The organism is Terrabacter sp. P2_E3 (assembly GCF_056403915.1).
Genome location: NZ_JBFUEN010000007.1, coordinates 116,316 through 135,044, shown reverse-complemented (window position 1 = coordinate 135,044; position 18,729 = coordinate 116,316). Strand labels below are relative to the sequence as shown.

Genomic DNA, 18,729 nt, shown 5'->3' with positions numbered 1-18,729 from the left:
GGACACATCGGGGCCCCTGTCGCCCTATCGTCTCCCCATGACGACATCTCCGGTGCAGGGGCCGGTGCTGGCGAGGGTGCAGCCGGACGCGTGGCGACGGCTCCGCTACGGACTCCTCGCGGCCTGTTTCGTGCTGCTCGGGTCCGGCCTCCTGCTCGGGTCGGCCCCCTCGACCTTCGGTGACCTCCGGGCGGGTGTCATGTCCGGCGCGGTCGACGAGGTGCACGTGTCGGGAGGACTGCCTTCGGGTGCGACGGGATACTCCACGGTGTCACTGACGTGGCGCGAGGGCGGCCGCAACAGGTTCGCTGAGGTCGTCGAGGTGAGCGACCCCACCGCGGCGTCACCGAGCGAGGTCGGTGCGCGCGAGGTGGTGACCGAGAACGTCGCCGAGACACTCCGCAGGCTCGGTGACGTCCACATCGTCACGGACACGTGGCGCGACCCCGGGCAGAAGCTCGCCGGATGGCGGGTGCCCGGGTGGCTGCCCGGGGTCGGGTTCGTGCTCTGGCTCGCCACCGTCGCCCTGGTGTCCAACGGCGCGCAGCCGTGGTGGGCCACCCGCTGGGCCTGGTTCTGGGCGCTCTTCTCCCCGGCTGCGGTCGTGGCCGTCCCGCTCTTCCTGCTCGTCTCGGGCCCGCCGCCCGGGGTCTCAGAGTCCGCATCGTCCGGGCGTCGGCTCACCGGCGGCTGGGCCTTCATTCTGCTCACCCTCGTGGCGCCCGCCGCATACCGAGCCCTCACCGGCCCCTGAGCGGACGGCCTCAGCGGCGACGCTCGACGAGGCCCCGGACGTACTCCGCCTGACCGAGGTGCTTGACCGCGTCGTCGAGGACGGAGACGAGGCGCACCGCCACCGTGACGGGCGGGTCCCAGCGGTCGTCGACGACGCGGGCGTATGCCGTGTCGTCGAGATCCTCGACGATCGCGACGGTGCGCTCGTGCACCGCGGCGTGGTAGGCCGCGAAGAGGGCCGGGTCGGCGACGGTGAAGCGGCCCACGTCGGCCGACGACATGCTCCAGCCGTGGGTGTCCGCCCGGTAGGGCAGCCCGAAGCGCTCGACCCAGCCGTCGCCCGTCCACGCCGACTCACTCGCGTCGGTCAGCTGCGCCACCTGGTCGTCCTGCTGGCGCGCGAGGTGCCAGACGAGCCACGCGATGTGGTTCGCGTCGGCGTCGGGGCGCCAGAGCAGCTCGTCGACGGAGAGGCCGTCGACGACCTCCGGCAGGCCGTCTCGGATGCGGCCGAAGCCGTCGAGCATCAAGTCGCGTGCGATGTCGGTCGTCATGTCGTCCACCTAACCAGCATGCATCCGACGCCGAAACAGGATCCGGCCGTGCCGGCACCACGCGGATCCGGATCCCTTGCACCAGAGGCGCGCCGGACGAAACGGACCTTTGCCACCCGATGTATCTGGACGGCCCCTCCGGTCTCTGAACCCCCGCGCCCACCACACGCAACGACGCCGGGCGCCCCGACCCAGGAGACCAGCAATGACGACCACCCTCACCCCCACCGCCCGACGGGCCACGAGCCTCGCCGGACTCTGCGACGGTGCGGTCCACCTCCCCGGCGACCCCGGCTACGACGCGGCACGGATGCCGTGGAACGTCGCCCTCGACCAGCGTCCGGCCGCCGTCGCCCTGCCCCGCACCGTCTCGGACGTCCAGGCCGTCGTCCGCGCGGCCGCGGCCGCCGGCCTCCGGGTCGCCCCCCAGAGCACCGGCCACAACGCCGGCCCGCTCGTCGGGCGTGGTCTCGAGGACGTCGTCCTCGTCCGCACCGAGCGGATGCGCGGGGTCAGCATCGACGCGACCCGCCGCATCGCCCGCGTCGAGGGCGGTGCCCTGTGGATCGACGCGACCGAGCCCGCGGCCGACCACCGGCTCGCGGCCCTGCACGGCAGCTCGCCGGACGTCGGCATCGCCGGCTACAGCCTCGGTGGCGGCATCGGCTGGTACGCCCGCAAGCTCGGCCTCGCCTCCAACAGCCTCACGGCCGTCGAGCTCGTCACCGCCGACGGCGAGCACGTGCGCGCCGACGCGACGCAGAACGTCGAGCTCTTCTGGGCGCTGCGCGGCGGCGGCGGCAACTTCGGTGTCGTCACGGCGCTCGAGTTCCGCCTCTACCCGATCGAGACGGCGTATGCCGGCATGCTCGTCTGGGACCGCGACCAGGCCGAGCGCGTGCTGCGTCGCTGGGCCGACTGGGCGCCCGAGGCCCCCGACGCCGTGACGACGTCGTTCCGCTTCCTCGACCTCCCGCCGCTGCCGGCGATCCCCGAGCCGTTGCGCGGCCGGTCCCTCGTCGTCATCGACGGGGCGGTGCTCGGCTGCGACGCGGAGGCCCGCGGGGTCCTCGGGATGCTGCGCGGCCTCGGTCCCGAGATCGACACCTTCGACCGCGTGCCGGCCCGGTCGCTGACCCGGCTGCACATGGACCCAGAGGGCCCGACGCCCGCCGTCTCGGACGGGACGCTCATCGGCGAGCTCGGCGACGCGACGATCGACACGCTCCTCGAGCAGGTCGGCCCCGGCTCGACGTCGTCGCTGCTCTCGACCGAGCTGCGCCAGCTCGGCGGCGCCCTGGGCCGTGCGCCCGAGGGCCACGGCGCCCTCGCGACGATCGACGCGGCATACGCCGTCTTCGCCGTCGCGATCGCGGCGACGCCGGAGCTCGCGATGCAGGGACAGCTCGACGCCCACGCGCTCATCGGCTCGCTCGAGCCGTGGTCGACGGGCCGCAGCTACCTCAACTTCGCCGAGAACGAGGCCGATGCCCGCACGGGCTACACCGAGTCGGCGTGGCTGCAGCTCAAGGGGATCCGGTCGGCCTACGACACCGACGACCGCTTCCTCGCCAACCACCGCGTCCCCCGCCTCTTCGAGGACGGTGCGGTCACCGAGTGACGACGCGAGTGCCGACGCGTTCGAGGTGATCGCGTGAGCCACGGGCCTCACGCGATCACCTCGACCGGAGTCAGAGGGTCACGAGGACGAAGGCCTCCACCGGTTCGCCCTTGCCCTTGAGGGCGAGGGCGCCGAGCGGCTCGGTCGTGGCACCGGGGAGCATCGCGAGGGTGTCGGCGGTGACCGCGACGCGCCCGACGGGGGCCTGGCCCTCGATCCGCGAGGCCACGTTGACGGCGTCGCCGATGACGGTGTGGGTGCGTCCGCCCTCGCTGCCGAGCACGCTGACGAGCACCTCGCCGCTGTTGATCCCGACCCGGAAACGCGGCCAGCCCGGGTGCTGGTCGGCGATCCGCGCCGTCTCGACCTGGAGATCCAGGCCGGCCTGCGCGGCCCGGCGGGCATGGTCCGGCTGGTCGCCGAGCCGGTTGAAGGTCGCCATGATCGCGTCGCCGATGAGGCGGTCGATCGTGCCGCCGTGCCGCTTGACGACGGCCGGGATCGCGACGGTGAAGTACGCGTTGAGCATGTCGGTGACCTCGCTCGGGTCGTGGCCCTCCGAGAAGGTCGTGAAGCCCTTGAGGTCGGCGAAGAGGATCGACATCTCGCGGCGCCCGGCGAGGGTGTCGGCGGTGTAGAGCGCGGCGTAGCGCTCCTCGTGCCAGGACTGCTGCGCCCCCCAGGCGACGAGGACGAACGCGGCGAGCATGAGGACGTGCCAGCCCCACCACGAGTAGTGCCAGTTCGGGGCCAGCACGATCGCGACCATCGCCTCGGCGAGGAGCACCATCGCCGAGGCCATCGCCGCGGGCAGCAGCCCACCGCGTTGCCACCAGAGGCGTACGTAGGTCACGGCTGCCACCCCGAAGAGCACGACCGACACGACACCCGCGACGACCATCGGCGGGGAGTCGCGGGCGAGCCCCGGCCCGGCGCCGAACGGCCCGAGCCGCAGCAGCGAGGCGACGCCCCACACGACCATCGTGACGAGCAGGGCGACGCGCAGCATCCGCGCCCGCCGCATCTCGGCGGCCGCCCGGTCGGCCTCCACCTCGCGCACCGACGCGACGGCAAAGAGCGAGCCGATGGCGATGCCGACGGGGGTGGAGATGTTGAACCCGGCCGAGGCGGTCTCGAGCAGCATGTGCGGGGTCGCGAGGGCGTGCAGCCCGAGGAAGCCCGAGGCGGACAGGAACGCGAGCGAGACGTACATGACGCGCACGTCCCCGCGTCGCACCGCCGCCGCCCCCGTGCCGTATGCCGTGAGCGCGCTGAGCACGGCCGCGCCGAGGACCATCCAGAAGTGGGTCGGGTCGTGCTGCCACTGCATGTCGAGCTGCTCGGAGAGCCGCAGGACGGCGAGGCCGAGCAGCGGCAGCGTCAGCGCGACGGCACCGACGGCCGCGCGTCGCCGGGCGCCGGGGCGTCCCTCGCCGGGTCCGTCAGCCATCGGGGTCGACCTGGGCTTCCGGGCTCCTCGACCGCGACGCCGCCTCGACGAGCGAGAGGTACTGGTGCACCTCCGACACGACGACCGACCCCTCGCCGACCGCGGACGCGACACGCTTGACCGATCCCGCGCGCACGTCCCCGACCGCGAAGAGGCCCGGCACCGAGGTCTCGTGGGCGCACGGAGGCCGCTCGAGGGTCCAGGCACCGGCCTCGCGCACGTCGGCGCCGGTCGGCAGGAAGCCCCACAGGTCGCGGGTGACCGCGTCTGGCAGCCACGCCGTGTGGGGCTGCGCGCCGATCATGACGAAGAGCCCGTCCGCCGGGATCGAGCGTCGGTCGCCGGTCGCGCGGTCGGCGACGACGACCTCGGACAGCCAGCCGTCGCCGGTCCCGTCGACGACGTCGGCGTTCGGGACGACCGTGATCGTGGGCGACGCCTCGATCTCGTCGATGAGGTAGCGCGACATCGTCGCCGAGAGGTCCGGGGTGCGGATGACGACGGTCACGTCCGCGGCATACCGCTGCAGGTGGAGAGCCGCCTGGCCGGCCGAGTTGCCGCCGCCCACGATGACGGTGTGCGCTCCGGCGAGTCCGTGCGCCTCGGAGACGTTCGCGCCGTAGTAGACGCCGGACCCGCTCAGGGCCTCGAGCGACGGCACCCCGAGGCGCCGGTAGGCGACCCCGGTGGCGAGCAGCACCGCCCGCGCCCGCACGTCACCCACGTCGGAGACCGTGACGACGAACCACGAGGTGCCGTCGGCGTCGGTGGTCCGGTCGATCGCCGTGACGCGCCGGGTCAGGACGAACCGCGCGCCGAAGACCCACGCCTGCTGGAAGCCGCGCTGGGCCAGCTCCGCGCCGGAGACCCCCCGCGAGAAGCCGAGGTAGTTGCGGATGAGCGAGCTCGTGCCGGCCTGGCCGCCGAGCGCGTGCTCCTCGACGCAGAGCACGGACAGCCCCTCGGACGAGCCGTAGACCGCGGCCGCGAGACCGGCCGGCCCGGCGCCGACGACGAGCAGGTCGACCTCGCGCACCTCGTCGTGCCCCCCATCGCCCCCGTCGCCCCGGGGCACCGAGAGGTCGGTCCCGATGCCCCAGGCCTGGCAGATCTCGACGTCGGTCGGGTCGAGCAGGACGCGACCGCCCAGCGCTGCGAGCCAGATGACGAGCGGACCATCCTCGTCGTCCGGGCGCGGGGCCTCGATCGCCCGGAGCAGGTCCACCGCCTCGGCCGAGCCGCGGTCGAGGTACGCGTGCGGGATCCCGTTGCGGGTCAGGAGGGTCCGGACCGCATGACCGCGCGGGTCGCGGGCCGCACCGACGACGACCACCTCGCGGCGGCGGTTCGCGACGGTGCGCGACCAGACCTGGACGAACTCCGAGACGGTGCGGCAGAAGAGCTCGTCCGGCGAGGTCCACGGCTGGAGCACGTAGTAGTCGATGTCGCCGAGCGACATGCCACGCAGGATCGCCTCGGCCGTGCGCCCGTCGGCCCAGGCGCCCCACGGCACGAGCAGGGCGCGGGCGGCGTCCGGGTGCAGGGTGCGCACCGACCGAAGCAGCTCGGCGCCCCCGAGGACGGGCAGCCACGGGTCGGCGAGGACGAGCGCGACGGGGTCGCGACGCTTGGCCGCGAGCTCGAGGTGGTGCAGGGCGACGGCGCTGTCGGACTCGCCGCGCACCCGGAAGTCCGCGCCGAAGCGCCGGGCCAGCTCGCCCTCGGTCCGGGCGAGTGCATCGAGGTCGTGGTCGACGACGAGCAGGAGAGGACGGGTCATGGAAACCCCCGTGAAGTGTGCGGGCAGGACGACGTGCGACCACCCCTCTGTCGACGGTAGGACGGTCCGCCCGCCTGCGGGTCCGAACGAACGATCTGCTCGCCCCTCGGCCAAGATGGGGCCATGGCACCACTGGGACCACCCACCGCGTACGACGTCGACCGGATCCGTTGGCATTTCCCCGCGCTGCACGAGGGTGCCGCGCACTTCGACGGCCCCGGCGGGTCCCAGGTGCCTGACACCGTCGCGACGGCGGTCGTCGAGACGCTCACCTCGGCCATCTCGAACCGTGGCACCGTCACGGCTGCCGAGCGACGTGCAGACCGCGTCGTCGTCGATGCCCGCGCCGCGATGGGCGACCTGTTGGCGGTCGACCCGGGTGGCGTCGTCTTCGGCCGCTCGGCCACCGAGCTGACCTTCCAGCTCGCCCGCACGCTCTCGTCGGACTGGGGTCCCGGCGACGAGGTCGTCGTCAGCCGCCTCGACCACGACGCCAACATCCGGCCCTGGGTGCTCGCTGCCGAGGCTCGTGGCGCGACGGTGCGCTGGGCCGAGTTCGACCCGGGCACAGGGGAGCTCAGCCCCGACGCGGTCGCCGCGGTCGTCGGCGAGCGCACCCGACTCGTCGCGGTGACGGCCGCGTCCAACCTCATCGGCACGCGCCCCGACCTCCCCGCCATCGCCGAGATCGCCCACGCCGCGGGCGCCCTGCTCTGGGTCGACGGCGTCCACGCGACCGCGCACGTGCTCACCGACGTGCCGGCCAGCGGCGCGGACTTCTGGGTCTGCTCCCCCTACAAGTTCCTCGGCCCGCACCACGGCGTCCTCGCCGCCGCGCCCGCGCTGCTCGAGACGCTGCGCCCCGCCAAGCTGCTGCCCTCGTCCGACGCCGTGCCCGAGCGGTTCGAGCTCGGCACGCTGCCCTACGAGCTGCTCGCCGGCACGACGGCCGCCGTCGACTTCCTCGCCGACCTCGCCCTCACCGACCCCTCGCAGCCCCGCCGTCAGCGACTCGTCTCCTCCTTCGCCGCGCTCGAGGCCCACGAGGACGGCCTCCTGGCCACGCTGGAGGCGCGGCTGCGCGCCGTCCCGGGGCTCACGGCACACGGCAACGCGCAGCGACGGACCCCGACGCTGCTCGTCACCGTGGAGGGCCACGACCCGCAGGACCTGCGCGTCGCCCTCGCCGAACGCGGCGTCAACGCGCCGGCCGGGCACTTCTACGCGTGGGAGGCCAGCCACGCGCTCGGGCTCGGCGCCACCGGGGGGCTGCGGATGGGACTCGCGCCCTACACGAGCGCCGACGACGTCGACCGGCTCGCGTCCGGGCTCGAGCAGATCTGCGGGGTGGCCCGATGAGCCGCCCGGTGCCGCTCCCGGCCGGCCCTGGCCAGGAGTCGGTCTGGGACTACCCGCGCCCACCGGCCGTCGACCTGAGCGGTGAGCTCGTCGAGGTGCACCTCGGCGGGGAGGTCGTGGCGCGCACCCGGGCCTCGCTCCGGGTGCTCGAGACGAGCCACCCGCCGACCTACTACCTCCCGCTCGACGCCTTCGTCGACGGTGCGCTCGTCGCCGCCCCGGGCAGCTCGGTGTGCGAGTGGAAGGGCCAGGCGGCATACTTCGACGTCGTCGGTGGCGGGCGGCGGGCGGCCCGGGCCGCGTGGACCTACCCCGACCCCGTGCCGACGTATGCCGTCCTCGCCGGTCACGTCGCCGTCATGCCGGGGCTCGTCGACGCGTGCTTCGTCGACGGCGAGCCGGTGCGGCCGCAGGAGGGCGGCTTCTACGGTGGGTGGGTCACCGATCGCGTCGTCGGTCCCTTCAAGGGCTGCCCCGGCTCGTGGGGCTGGTGACGGCAGACCTCACCCTGTGAGGGGGAGGATCGCGGGGGCGCCGCGCGGCAGGGTGGGTCTCGTGGGGGCTGCTCGTCCGCAGACGCATGCACGCTCCGACGACACAGCCTCGACCACCGTCGGTTGGCCATCCGGCCAGCGGCGTCACGCAAAGGAGCAGGACATGGCTGCCTTCACGGTTTGGAAGTTCGACACCCTCGACGGCGCCGCCCACGCCGAGTCCGTCCTCGAGGACTGTCAGGCGGAGGGGTTCCTCAAGGTCGTCGACCACGCCGTCGTCACCTGGCCCGAGGGCGACGAGCATCCCAGCATGAGCCACGGGAACGACGAGAAGTGGCGTGGCACCGGCTGGGGCGCGCTCTGGGGAGTCCTGGTCGGAGCGCTCTTCTTCGTCCCGGTCGTCGGGGGCGTCGTCGGCGCGGCCATCGGGGCGATCAGCAAGATGACGGAGGACGCCGGCATCACCAAGGAGCAGCTGGAGACGATCCGCACCGAGCTGACCCCGGGCACGTCGGCGCTCTTCGTCGTCACCGAGCAGGGCGACCTCGACCGCGTCGGCGAGCGCCTCCGCGGGATCCACAGCAAGCTCGTCGCCACCAACCTCACGGAAGGCGAGCGCCAGATCCTGTTGGAGACCTTCGGAGGTCGCTGAACCCAGCCTCGGGCGCGCCGGTCGGGCCGGTCGCGCGCTCAGCGCGGCAGCTGCTCGAACCGGGCGTCGACGAGCGCTCCGTCGCGCACGTCCAGCCACGCGAAGGTCCCGGCCGGCTGACGCCGACGGTCGGTCGGGGACCCGGGGTTGAGGATGCGGACCCCGTCGCCGGTCTCGTCGAGCGGGATGTGCGAGTGCCCGAAGACGACGAGGTCGGCCGTCGGGAAGCGTCGGCGCATCCGGGCGGTGCGCCCCTGGCGCTGCCCGCTGTCGTGGATCATCCCGACGCGGAGCCCGTCCAGCTCGACCTCCAGCGTCTCGGGGGCACCCCAGTCGGCGACCTCCGGGACGTCGTTGTTGCCCATGACGACGTGCACCGGCGCGAACGACGCCAACAGGTCGAGGACGTCGGGGGTGCAGACGTCGCCGGCGTGCAGGATGGCGTCGGCCGACCCGAGGTGCGGGAGCAGCGCCGGCGGGCAGGCCTTCCAGTGGCGTGGCGCGTGCGTGTCGCTGACGACGAGGACCCTCACGACCGCACGCGCTCGAGCACCTCGAGGACCGTGGCCTCGACGAGCTGCACCTTGTAGCCCGTCTCGGGGAGCGGGCTCGCGCCCTCGATGGCCAGGTGCGCAGCCTCGGCGAGCACGTCGTCGTCGAGTGTCGAGCCGGTCAGCAGCTCCTCGACGGCGCTGAGCCGCAAGGGAACCGGCGCCACGCCACCGATCGCGACACCGCACGACGTGACCGTGCCGGCGTCGTCGCGCACGACGCGGACCACCGCCTCGACGAGCGGCCACTCGGCCTCGAACCGGCTGATCGACCGGAAGTAGGCGGCCCGCTCGCCCGGAGCAGGAGGTGGCAGCGTGACGCGGGTCAGCACCTCGTCGTCGGCGAGCAGGTGGTCACGGCTGGGATCGGACCCGTCGCCGAGCACGTCGCCCACCCCGAGACCGTCACGCTGCGTCGTGTCGACGGTGGCGGCATACGTCAGCAGGGCCATCGCGAGGGACGACGGGTGCGGGTGGACGCACGGGGCGGTGTCGAAGGCGACGCCGTAGAGGTGGCGCCCGTCGCGCGCGGGGCAGCCGACGCCGCCCGACTTGAAGCACGACGTGTGCGGGTGCCGGAAGTACCAGCAGCGCGTGCGCTGGAGCAGGTTGCCACCGATGGTCGCGGCCGCACGCACCTGGGGCGTGGCCAGGCCCGCCGCCGTCAGCGCGAGCGCCGGGTAGTCGGCAGCGAGGTCGCGGGCCACGGTGGCCACCGTGACGCCGGCGCCGAGGCGCGTGCCGGCGTCGGTGCGCTCGACCGCGGCGAAGCCGGGGACCCCCGTCAGGTCGAGGACGTGCGGCGTGGCGCCCGTCGTGCGCAGCCGCTCCTGCAGGTCGGTGCCGCCGGCGCGGTAGACGAGATCGCCGGTGTCGTCGGGCCGCTCGTCGTATGCCGTGAGGATCGTGAGGCTCATCGCGTGACCTCCGTGCGGAGTCCCTCGAGCAGTCGGTCGGGCCGCACCGGGAGCGTCAGCGGTCGCCAGCCCGTGGCGTTGAAGATCGCGTTCCCGACGGAGGCCGCAGGGCTGACGGTGGCGACCTCGCCGAGGCCGACCCCACCGCCGGGCACGCGGTCCCAGCCCTCCTCGTGGAAGTGGATGTCGATCTCCGGGGTGTCGCCGAGCTGGGGGATGCGGTAGTCCTCGAGGTTGGCGGTCAGGGTGAGGCCGGTGTGCGGGTCGAGGACCTGGTTCTCGTAGAGCGCGAGCCCGATGCCCTGGATGATCGATCCCTCGCACTGGCTCCGGGCCAGGACGGGTGCGTGGATGCGGCCGACGGCGATGCCGCCGTGGACCCGGAGCACGCGGGTCTTCCCGGTGCGGGTGTCGACCTCGACCTCGGTGACATGCAGCGCCGCCGAGAAGCCGCGGCCGATCTGGATGCCGTTCATCGTCATCGGGACGGCTCGGAGACCACGGTCGCCCCCGCGCTTCGCCGTCGCCGACGCGCCGTCGGGGGCACGGCCGAGGTCGGTGCCGACCCGGTCCCGGAGGCTGGTGGCCGCCTCGACGGCGGTCGACCACAGTGACACCGTCGTGCGGCTGCCCCCGGACGCCGGGCCGTGGGCCGTGCCGCCGTGGGAGCGGCCGAGCCGGACCTCGACGTGGGACGGGTCGACGTCGAAGACACCGGCCACCGCCCGCGCGACGACCGTGCGGCTCCCGGTCCCCATGTCCTGCGCCGCCGTCGACGCGACCAGGTGTCCGGCCTGGACCGACACGACGACCTCGCAGTCGGGGTCGACGAGGTAGATCCAGTTGCCGGCAGCCACGCCGACGCCGCGCCGGAAACGCCCGGACTGGCTGCCCATGGCGGGTCGCCGCTCCCACGTCGGGAGCGCGCTGGCCCAGCGGTAGAGCGCCTGCCGCTTCTGGTTGCCGTCCCACTGGGCGCGCAGCCCGATCGGGTCGCGGCCGAAGCGGTGCGCGACCTCGTCGACGGTCTGCTCGAGCGACCAGGCGCTCGTCGGACCGCCGGGTCCCCGGAACGGCGCTCCGGGAGGCGCGTTCGTCACGACGTCGACGTCGCGGGCCAGGCGCGGGGTGCGCTCGTAGAGGAGCATCGAGAGGGCGGCCACGCTGTTGCCGATCGCGACCCCCGCGTGGCTGTCGGTGTCGACGACGAGCGCCTTGACGGCCTGCGTGTCGTCGTCGACGAGCATCGAGACGCGCGACCGGCTCCCCGGTCGGTTGCCGGTGCCGGTCAGCTCCTCGTGCCGGTCGAGCACGAGCCGTACCGGTCGACGCGCGAGGCGGCTCAAGGCGATCGCGCTCGTGGCCTCCGTCGTGAGCGAGAGCTTGGCCCCGAACCCCCCGCCGACGTGCTCGGCGACGACCTCCACCTGCGCGGGGTCGAGGTCGAAGCGGTCGGCGATGGCGTGCCGCATGAGGTCGACGCCCTGGGTGCTGAGCCAGACCCGCAGATGCTGTGGGTCGGTCCAGTCGGCGACGCAGGCGTGCGGCTCGAACGCCGTGTGCAGCTGGGCGGCGGTGTGGAACTCCAGCTCGACGAGGCCGCGTCTCCCGGCGGCGCGCGCGGCGCCGACGCGGCGTTTGGCGAGGGTGCCTAGGAAGGGGCTGCGCGAGGGTCCGTGGCGGTTGCCGTCCCAGGGTGCCGGCATCGACCCGCCCTCACCGGCGGACGGCGCGGCTTTGCGCTCGCCCCGGGTCGGGTAGACGAGCGGGGCACCCGGGCGCACGGCCACCTCGGGGTCGAGCACGAAGTCGTGGGCCGTCACGGGCACGACGAGCTCGCGCGCGACCCGGCGCGCCTCGGCGAGGGACTCCGCCGCGACGACGGCGATCGGCTGCCCGGCCCAGCGCACGCGTCGGTCGTCGCCGAGGACGTCGAGGCCGACGACGCCGTCGGGGAAGCGGATCGGGCCGACGGTCCCGGCTGCCACGTCGGAGCGCCGGATCGCGGCGTGCAGCATGCCGGGCAGGACGACGTCGGTCGTGTAGACCGCCGCGCCGGTGACCTTGGCCGGGGCGTCGACGCGCTCCACGTCACCGACCCCGCCGTCGTGTTCGCCGCGGCACGCGGCCGCGACGGCGCGGTAGATGCCCTCGTAGGAGCCGCACCGGCACAGGTGTCCGGCGAGCGCCTCGGCGATGACCTCGCGGCTCGGGCCGTCCGGCTCGTCGGCACCGTGCTCGGCCCGCCACCGGTCGTGGAAGGCGACGGCGTCGACGACGAACCCCGGTGTGCAGTAGCCGCACTGGAGCCCGTCGTGGTGGGCGAAGGCGCGTTGCACGGGGTGGAGGTCGTCGCCGTCGGCGAGGCCCTCGACGGTCGTGACGCTCGCGTCGCGCAGCCGGGTGGCAGGGGTGAGGCAGCCGAGCACCGGTTCGCCGTCGACGAGCATCGTGCACGCACCGCAAACCCCGCTCCCGCAGACGAGCTTGGTGCCGGTCAGCCCGAGGCCGTCGCGCACGACGTCCACGGCCGACTCCGTGCCGTCGACGTCGAGCACCCGCGCCTCGTCGTTGACCGTGGTGGTGAGCTCCATGAGGGCCTCCTGCGGCTGCGTCTCGACGAGACGGTGCGCCACGACGCTACCTCCGGGACCGGCCCGGGCGCGATGATGGTGTCGAGGGCTCGTGCTCGGGGCCGATGCACGGCCCCGACGAGCCGATCCGGGCGACGAGGAGGGTGCGGTCATGCGCATCGCGGTGCTGGGCACGGGCGGGATCGGCGGCTACTTCGGCGGGCGGCTCGCGGCGTCCGGGCACGACGTCACGTTCGTCGCGCGCGGTGCCCATCTCGAGGCCATCCGCGACCACGGCCTCGTCGTGACGAGCGTCGCCGGCGACGTCACCGTCGAGCCGGCACAGGTCACCGACGACGTGGCCTCGATCGGGGTGGTCGACGTGGTCCTGCTCGCCGTCAAGACGTGGCAGCTCCCACCGGTCCTCGCGTCGCTGCCCTCCCTCGTCGGCCCCGACACCGCCGTCGTCACGACCCAGAACGGCGTCGAGGCGCCCGACCAGGTCGCCGGCGTCGTCGGACGCGCCGCCGTGCTGCCCGGCATCGCCAAGATCTTCGCGTTCATCGACGGCCCCGGCCGCATCACGCACGCCGGCGGTCCGGCCTCGCTGGCCTTCGACGAGTGGTCGGCCGCTCCCGGCGCCGCCTCCGACCGGGTCACGCGGCTGCGCGAGGCCGTCACGGCGTCCGGCGCCGTCTCGCCCGTACCCGACGACATCTGGGCCGAGCTGTGGTCCAAGATGCTCTTCGTCGTGCCCTTCGGTGGCCTCGGTGCCGCCCTCGACGCGACCATCGGCGAGCTCCGCTCGCAGCCGCCCCGTCGCGCGCTCCTGCAGGACGCGATGCGGGAGGTGGAGACGCTGGCCCGGGCCCGCGGCATACGCCTGCCCGAGCGCGTCGTCGCGGGCACGATGGCGTTCGTCGACGACCAGCCGGCCGACGCGACGACCTCGCTCCAGCGCGACCTGCTCGAGGGCAGGCCGTCCGAGCTCGACGCGTGGACGGGCGCCGTCGTGCGCCTCGCCGGCGAGTCGGGTGTCGACGTCCCGCTGCACCGGCTGCTCCTCGAGGTGCTCACGTCACGCCACCCGGGAGCGCTGCTCGGCTGACCCCGGGACCCCGCCCCTGGCGTACGCCCTCGGCGGGCGCGGCGCGGTCGTGACGGTCAGAGGTCGGGGCGGCACACCCCACGGCCGAGGATCGCCAGCCCGCGCCGGTCCCCGTCGGCCGGTCCGGCACCGGCGCCGCCCGTCAGCGACATCAACTGCGACCCGTCGGAGACGTGGTTGAGCCCGAGGACGTGACCGATCTCGTGCTCGACGACGGCCCGCGCGGAGTCCCGGCGACCCGCCGCGAGCAGGTCGTCCATGGCCTTGGCATCGAGCCAGACGGAGCCGGTGACGTAGACGAGGGCCCCGTCGCCGGCCGCGCGCGGCGTGCTCCCGCCGAGACCGACCGTGCCGCCCGCGAGCCGCGGGATCTGGTCGGGCGTCGCGAACGCGATGTAGACGGGCGCCCAGCGGTCGCCGTAGCGGTCCGGCTGGTACGGGTCGCGCTCGGGCGCCGGCGCCTCGTCGGTCAGGCCGTCGTCGACGAAGCGCAGCCCGCTCGCCTCCGACATCGTCGCCACGGCCTCGCGCACGAGGGCGTCGCCGCTCGGCGGCAGGCCGACCGTGCTCGTCGTGAAGTGGATCGGCCGGCAGGGGTCGTAGGCCACCGGGTCCGTGCCGTTCGCCTGCATCCGCATGAACGTGTAGCCGCCCGTGCCGCCGGGCATCGTCGGCGGGGCGCCGAGCGGGGCCTGGGCGGCGCCGATGCCCGCGGGCGGCGAGTCGACGCCGAAGCCGTGCCGCGAGTCGAACGGTCGGGCCTGCCACAGCCAGAGCGGGACCACGACGGCCAGGACGGTGAGGACCACGGCGCCGAGCCACGCGGGCCGACGGCCGCGGGACGCGCTCGCGCCGGTGGCTCGGTGCCGACCGGGTGCGCGGACGAGGGACCCCTGACGCATGTCTTGCATGGTGCCGTGAACCGTCCGTCCTGTCGCCCCGAGAGCGTTCGCTAGCCGGCGCCTCACGCGCGACTCCTCATCCCGTACCCAACGGGACGCTGCCTCGGGCGCCCACATGGGCGTCGGCTAGGTTCTGCGTCCGTGGAGTGGTTCGAGGCAGTGCGCGAGCGGGTCGTCCCGGCGACGGGCGACGTCGCCCTGGCGGCGCCTCGCCTGCTCGTCGTCCTCGGCGTCGCGCTCGTGCTCGTCGCCGTCGAGCCCCTCTGGCGGGTCGTCCGGCTCGCCGTCACCCTCGTGCACGAGCTCGGTCACGCCGTCGTCGGGGTGCTCGTCGGCCGCCAGTTCACCGGCTTCGTCCTCCGGGGCGACATGTCCGGCCACGCCGTGACCCGGGGCCCCGTGCGCGGCGCCGGTCGCGTCGCGTCGACGTGGGCCGGCTACCCGATGCCGGCGCTGCTCGGCGCCGCGATGGTGTGGGCGGCCGAGCGCGGCTGGGCGGCCCCGGTCGTCACGGCCGGCTTGGCCGTCCTGCTCTTCGCCCTCGTCCGGGTCCGCTCGGCGCTCACCGTCGTCGTCATGGCCGTCGCCATCGCCGGCTCGGCGGCGCTGTGGTGGTGGCGCGACGACGCGCTCCAGACCCAGGTCCTCGTCGGACTCGGCGTCGTCCTCGTCATCGGCGCGTGGCGCCACCTCGTGGCCGTGCTCCAGGACCGGAGCAGCGGCAGCGACCCCGGGGTCCTCGCCTCACTGACCCACCTGCCCCGTTCCGTCTGGAACGTCTCGTTCGTCGTCATGTGCGCTCTCGCGACGTGGGTCGTCACCGCCGAGGTCGTCGCCACCCTGCGCTGAGCGGTGGACGGCGGCACCGACGATCGACGCACCGAGAAATGGGTAAGCGGTGCTCGGGTGGGGCCAGGGGGAGCCACCCGAACCACCTCGGGGGCACGCCGCATCCGGTGCATGGATGACCGCGGCAGCGGCCCGGCGGCATATACAGGGGGACCCAGGTATGCCGTCGGGCTGGGCCGCCCTCGAACGCGTCGTCGCGCTGCGGCGCGTCGCGTCGGTTCGCGTCAGTTCAGTTCGCGTCAGTTCAGGCTGAAGGGCGGGATCGGCGCCCGGCCCACCGCGCCCAGCGCGGAGGCGAACTCCCGCTCGCGCCGGACGAGCCGGATGCCGAGGCGCAGGCGGGACTCCGTGTCGCTGCTCGCGAGGAGGCGCTGGCGGTCGGCCACGTCGAGGCTCACGGTGTCCGGCACGGCATACGCCAGGGACCGGTCCTCGGTGGGGAGCTCCGGCTCGGCTCCGGTGGCCGCAGCGAAGGCGGTGAGCTCGGCGCGCAGCCGCGCCGCGAGGACGGTGATGGCCGGGACGTCACCGTCGGGCTCGGGCAGCCACGTGATGCGGGCCGTGGTGTACGGGGTGCCGGCGGACTCGTCGATCGCGTCGAGGCGGAAGCGGTCGGTGCCCTCCGAGACGGCGAGGAAGCGCTCGCCCTCCAGGGCTGCCGCTTGGACCAGCAGGGCACCGCAGCCGACGGGGTGCAGGGCGCGCACACCGTCGTCACCGACCTCGAAGCCCTCGCGGATCGCGATGACCCCGAAGACGGGCAGACGCTCGTCCTGGCCGTCGAGCAGGTCCTTGAGCAGCTGGACGTAGCGCGGTTCGAAGATCTGCAGCGGCATCCGCGCACCGGGCATGAGCACGGTGCCGAGTGGGAAGAGCGGCAGGGTCGCCATGGAAGCCAGACTAGGTCGGAACGGCGACCGTGGCAGGTGGGCTGTCGAGCCCTGGGTGCCCGGTGGGGCGCTCGGTCCCGACGCTCAGTCGCGGACTCCGGACGGCATGGCCTGGGTGGCGCCGAGCTGGTCGGCGGTCACGGCCGGGCCCGAGCCGGTGCGCTGTCCCGGGTCGCGGACCTCGCCGTGGAGCTCCTCCACCTCGTCGAGCATCTCGGCGGGCGAACCGTTGATGGCCGTCGCGAGACCCAGGGCCAGACCGCGCAGCTCTTGGTCGCCGAGGCCGAGGCGGACCGCCACGGCGGCGGCGTTGGCCGGACGCTTCTCGGGGTCCTTCTCGAGACACTCGGCGATGAGGTCGCGCAGGTCCTCGGGGACGTCGTCGGGCAGCGGCGGGGGCGGCTCGTTGACGTGGCTCAGGGCCGTGGCGATGGGGGTGCCGCGGTCGAAGGGGCGCTTGCCCACGAGCATCTCGTGGCCGACGACGCCGAGGGCGTAGAGGTCGCTCGCGCCCGTGGCCGCGTGGCCGAGGGCCTGCTCGGGGCTGATGTAGTTGGGCGTGCCGAGCATCTCGCCGTGCTGGGTGTGCCCGGACGCGTCGAGGGCGCGCGCGATGCCGAAGTCGGTGAGCTTCACGAGGCCGTCCTCGCGGACCATGATGTTGGCCGGCTTGATGTCGCGGTGCACGACGCGGGCCTCGTGGGCGACGCCGAGCGCGAGCGCGGCCTGGCCCATGATCGAGCGGACCTCGGCTGGAGGCAGCGGGCCGCGCTGGTTGAGCACGGCCGAGAGCGGCTCACCGGAGACGAGCTCCATGACGAGAAAGGCGAGACCCTGGTCCTCGCCGTAGTCGAAGACCGTCGCGATGTTCGTGTGCAGCAGCGCCGCGGAGTGGACAGCCTCGTCGCGGAAGCGGAGCGCGAAGAGCCGCTCGTGGTCGGCGTCGGGACGCATGACCTTGACCGCGACCTCGCGCCGCAGCACCGAGTCGGTGCCGGCCCAGACGTCGGCCATGCCACCGGAGGCGATGCGGCTCACCAGGTGGTAGCGGTCGCCGAGCACGAACCCTTCCTGCAGGCGGTTCATGTCAGTGGCACCGGGGCCTTTCGGTCTGAAGGTGCACGTCAGTTGACATCTCAGGGGCCTTCGTCAGCGGTCATGGTACGGGACCCGGCGATGATTGAACATTCACGGGTTTGGTCTCTGCTGAACCGTGCCCCCGGGCACGGCTCCCGCCTACATACCCCTCGGGTCAGCGCCTCGAACACCCGTTTTTGTGGCGCGTACGCCGATGCCCGGCGGCACACGATGGCGTATGCCGCCGGGCCGGGTCGGTCGTCGACGTGGCCTGGGTGGGTCCATGGGACGACGGGTCGAGCGAGGCGATCAGGCGGGGCGACCAGGCGGTGCCACGCGGGGTCAGGCGGGACGGCGCCGGTTCGTCGAGGCGATGAGGAGGCCACCCGCGACGACGACCGCTGCGGCGACGCCGAGACCGACCACGGGCAGGTCGGACGGCTGGGGCGTGGGCAGGACGATCCGGCGCGACACGGGTGCGACGACGGCGGATGTGCCCTGCTCGGCGGAGTTCGCCGATCCCGCGCCGGAAGCGGAGGACGCAGAGGATGCAGACGACGCGTCGGTGCAGGACACGACGGACCCGCCACCGACGTAGCCGCAGCTCGTCGACACGGACGAGGGCTGCGAACCGGAGACCGGATCGGGTCGCTCGGAGGCGAGGACCGGCCCGGCGACGGCCAGACAGACGATAGCGGAGGTGCCGAGCGCAGCGGCTGAGCGACGACCGAGTCGAGTGCTGGTGGAGGACTGACTGGACATGTGGCGCTCCTTTCACGTGGAGAGTCGACCCCGCACGGCCGCGCCATGGACCGCGATCGCTCCCGGGGGCGCCGGGCCTTCGAGGATTCCGTCGGGCCGTGACCGGAGCTGATCGAGCTGGGTGACAGGCAGACGCTCGATGGGGCGGTCAGATACCGAATTCGTCTGGTGTTGTGGTAGATCTCGGCGCGAGGGGGGAACCGTCGCCTCCGCTTCGCTCCGGCTCCTCCCAAATCCGCCTGCTCCATACGCGTGAAGACGAGGGCCCCCAGACAGCACGAAGGGCCCCGACCACATAGGTCGGGGCCCTCGTCTTCACGCGTGCGCGAGGGGGGATTTGAACCCCCACGCCCTTTCGGACACTGGCACCTGAAGCCAGCGCGTCTGCCATTCCGCCACTCGCGCGTGACAAGCAGACAGTGTGCTGTATGAGGCCCGCTATCGCCAAACCGGGC

The 18,729-nt window shown here is 73.7% G+C and carries 17 protein-coding genes and 1 tRNA gene; 7 read left to right on the top strand and 11 right to left on the bottom strand.

Annotation, left to right across the window (positions count from 1 at the left end; genetic code table 11):
* Positions 1-37 precede the first annotated feature (37 nt).
* Complete coding sequence (locus tag AC1DW8_RS10810) at positions 38-754, top strand: hypothetical protein (RefSeq protein WP_478093893.1); 717 nt, start codon at positions 38-40, stop codon at positions 752-754.
* A gap of 10 nt (positions 755-764) precedes the next feature.
* Here AC1DW8_RS10810 and AC1DW8_RS10805 read toward each other — a convergent pair whose 3' ends face one another.
* Entirely contained in the window at positions 765-1,289 is a 525-nt protein-coding gene (locus AC1DW8_RS10805) for a mycothiol transferase (RefSeq protein ID WP_478093890.1), read from the bottom strand.
* Positions 1,290-1,494: 205 nt separating this feature from the next.
* On the opposite strand from AC1DW8_RS10805, the gene AC1DW8_RS10800 reads away from it, so the two are divergent.
* Positions 1,495-2,910, top strand: a complete 1,416-nt coding sequence (locus AC1DW8_RS10800) for an FAD-binding oxidoreductase (protein WP_478093888.1) — start codon at positions 1,495-1,497, stop codon at positions 2,908-2,910.
* A 70-nt stretch (positions 2,911-2,980) separates the two neighbouring features.
* On the opposite strand, the gene AC1DW8_RS10795 is transcribed toward AC1DW8_RS10800, so the two are convergent.
* On the bottom strand, positions 2,981-4,360 hold the full coding sequence (locus AC1DW8_RS10795; RefSeq protein WP_478093885.1) for an adenylate/guanylate cyclase domain-containing protein: 1,380 nt from the start codon (positions 4,358-4,360) through the stop codon (positions 2,981-2,983).
* Positions 4,353-6,140 carry an NAD(P)/FAD-dependent oxidoreductase gene (locus AC1DW8_RS10790; RefSeq protein ID WP_478093883.1) on the bottom strand — a complete coding sequence of 596 codons (1,788 nt, stop codon included), beginning with the start codon at positions 6,138-6,140 and terminating at the stop codon, positions 4,353-4,355. Before AC1DW8_RS10790 ends, AC1DW8_RS10795 begins: the two co-directional genes overlap by 8 nt.
* Before the next feature lie 123 nt (positions 6,141-6,263).
* Here AC1DW8_RS10790 and AC1DW8_RS10785 point away from each other — a divergent pair, with 123 nt between their 5' ends.
* The 3 genes from AC1DW8_RS10785 to AC1DW8_RS10775 all read left to right on the top strand — a co-directional run bounded on the left by AC1DW8_RS10785 (position 6,264) and on the right by AC1DW8_RS10775 (position 8,645).
* Positions 6,264-7,499, top strand: coding sequence for a cysteine desulfurase-like protein (locus tag AC1DW8_RS10785; RefSeq protein ID WP_478093881.1), 1,236 nt, complete (start codon positions 6,264-6,266; stop codon positions 7,497-7,499).
* Positions 7,496-7,993, top strand: a complete 498-nt coding sequence (locus AC1DW8_RS10780) for a DUF427 domain-containing protein (RefSeq protein WP_478093879.1) — start codon at positions 7,496-7,498, stop codon at positions 7,991-7,993. The genes AC1DW8_RS10785 and AC1DW8_RS10780 overlap by 4 nt, the downstream gene beginning before the upstream one ends.
* A gap of 163 nt (positions 7,994-8,156) precedes the next feature.
* Entirely contained in the window at positions 8,157-8,645 is a 489-nt protein-coding gene (locus AC1DW8_RS10775; RefSeq protein ID WP_056780579.1) for a DUF1269 domain-containing protein, read from the top strand.
* A 38-nt stretch (positions 8,646-8,683) separates the two neighbouring features.
* Here AC1DW8_RS10775 and AC1DW8_RS10770 read toward each other — a convergent pair whose 3' ends face one another.
* From AC1DW8_RS10770 to AC1DW8_RS10760, 3 genes are read right to left on the bottom strand one after another with little or no spacing between them, the layout of a single operon-like run.
* Positions 8,684-9,178 carry a metallophosphoesterase family protein gene (locus AC1DW8_RS10770; protein WP_478093877.1) on the bottom strand — a complete coding sequence of 165 codons (495 nt, stop codon included), beginning with the start codon at positions 9,176-9,178 and terminating at the stop codon, positions 8,684-8,686.
* Positions 9,175-10,113 (bottom strand): FAD binding domain-containing protein, encoded by a 939-nt coding sequence (locus AC1DW8_RS10765; RefSeq protein ID WP_478093875.1) that lies wholly within the window; start codon positions 10,111-10,113, stop codon positions 9,175-9,177. Before AC1DW8_RS10765 ends, AC1DW8_RS10770 begins: the two co-directional genes overlap by 4 nt.
* Positions 10,110-12,749: a molybdopterin-dependent oxidoreductase gene (locus tag AC1DW8_RS10760; RefSeq protein ID WP_478093873.1), complete on the bottom strand. Its 2,640-nt coding sequence runs from the start codon at positions 12,747-12,749 to the stop codon at positions 10,110-10,112. The genes AC1DW8_RS10765 and AC1DW8_RS10760 overlap by 4 nt, the downstream gene beginning before the upstream one ends.
* Before the next feature lie 109 nt (positions 12,750-12,858).
* On the opposite strand from AC1DW8_RS10760, the gene AC1DW8_RS10755 reads away from it, so the two are divergent.
* A complete protein-coding gene (locus AC1DW8_RS10755) occupies positions 12,859-13,794 on the top strand; it encodes a 2-dehydropantoate 2-reductase (protein WP_478093871.1) in 936 nt (311 codons plus the stop codon).
* Positions 13,795-13,850: 56 nt separating this feature from the next.
* Here AC1DW8_RS10755 and AC1DW8_RS10750 read toward each other — a convergent pair whose 3' ends face one another.
* Positions 13,851-14,696 carry a zinc metalloprotease gene (locus tag AC1DW8_RS10750; protein ID WP_056823461.1) on the bottom strand — a complete coding sequence of 282 codons (846 nt, stop codon included), beginning with the start codon at positions 14,694-14,696 and terminating at the stop codon, positions 13,851-13,853.
* Between the two features lie 141 nt (positions 14,697-14,837).
* On the opposite strand from AC1DW8_RS10750, the gene AC1DW8_RS10745 reads away from it, so the two are divergent.
* Positions 14,838-15,545: a M50 family metallopeptidase gene (locus AC1DW8_RS10745; RefSeq protein ID WP_056780563.1), complete on the top strand. Its 708-nt coding sequence runs from the start codon at positions 14,838-14,840 to the stop codon at positions 15,543-15,545.
* A gap of 239 nt (positions 15,546-15,784) precedes the next feature.
* Here the strand turns inward: AC1DW8_RS10745 and AC1DW8_RS10740 are convergent, their stop codons facing one another.
* The 4 genes from AC1DW8_RS10740 to AC1DW8_RS10725 all read right to left on the bottom strand — a co-directional run bounded on the left by AC1DW8_RS10740 (position 15,785) and on the right by AC1DW8_RS10725 (position 18,679).
* Positions 15,785-16,435 (bottom strand): LON peptidase substrate-binding domain-containing protein, encoded by a 651-nt coding sequence (locus AC1DW8_RS10740; RefSeq protein ID WP_056823459.1) that lies wholly within the window; start codon positions 16,433-16,435, stop codon positions 15,785-15,787.
* 84 nt (positions 16,436-16,519) lie between these two features.
* Positions 16,520-17,521 (bottom strand): serine/threonine-protein kinase, encoded by a 1,002-nt coding sequence (locus AC1DW8_RS10735; RefSeq protein WP_082620043.1) that lies wholly within the window; start codon positions 17,519-17,521, stop codon positions 16,520-16,522.
* Positions 17,522-17,854: 333 nt separating this feature from the next.
* Positions 17,855-18,274 carry a hypothetical protein gene (locus AC1DW8_RS10730; protein ID WP_478093867.1) on the bottom strand — a complete coding sequence of 140 codons (420 nt, stop codon included), beginning with the start codon at positions 18,272-18,274 and terminating at the stop codon, positions 17,855-17,857.
* A gap of 322 nt (positions 18,275-18,596) precedes the next feature.
* Positions 18,597-18,679: transfer RNA gene (locus tag AC1DW8_RS10725), tRNA-Leu, on the bottom strand.
* Positions 18,680-18,729: the final 50 nt, after the last annotated feature.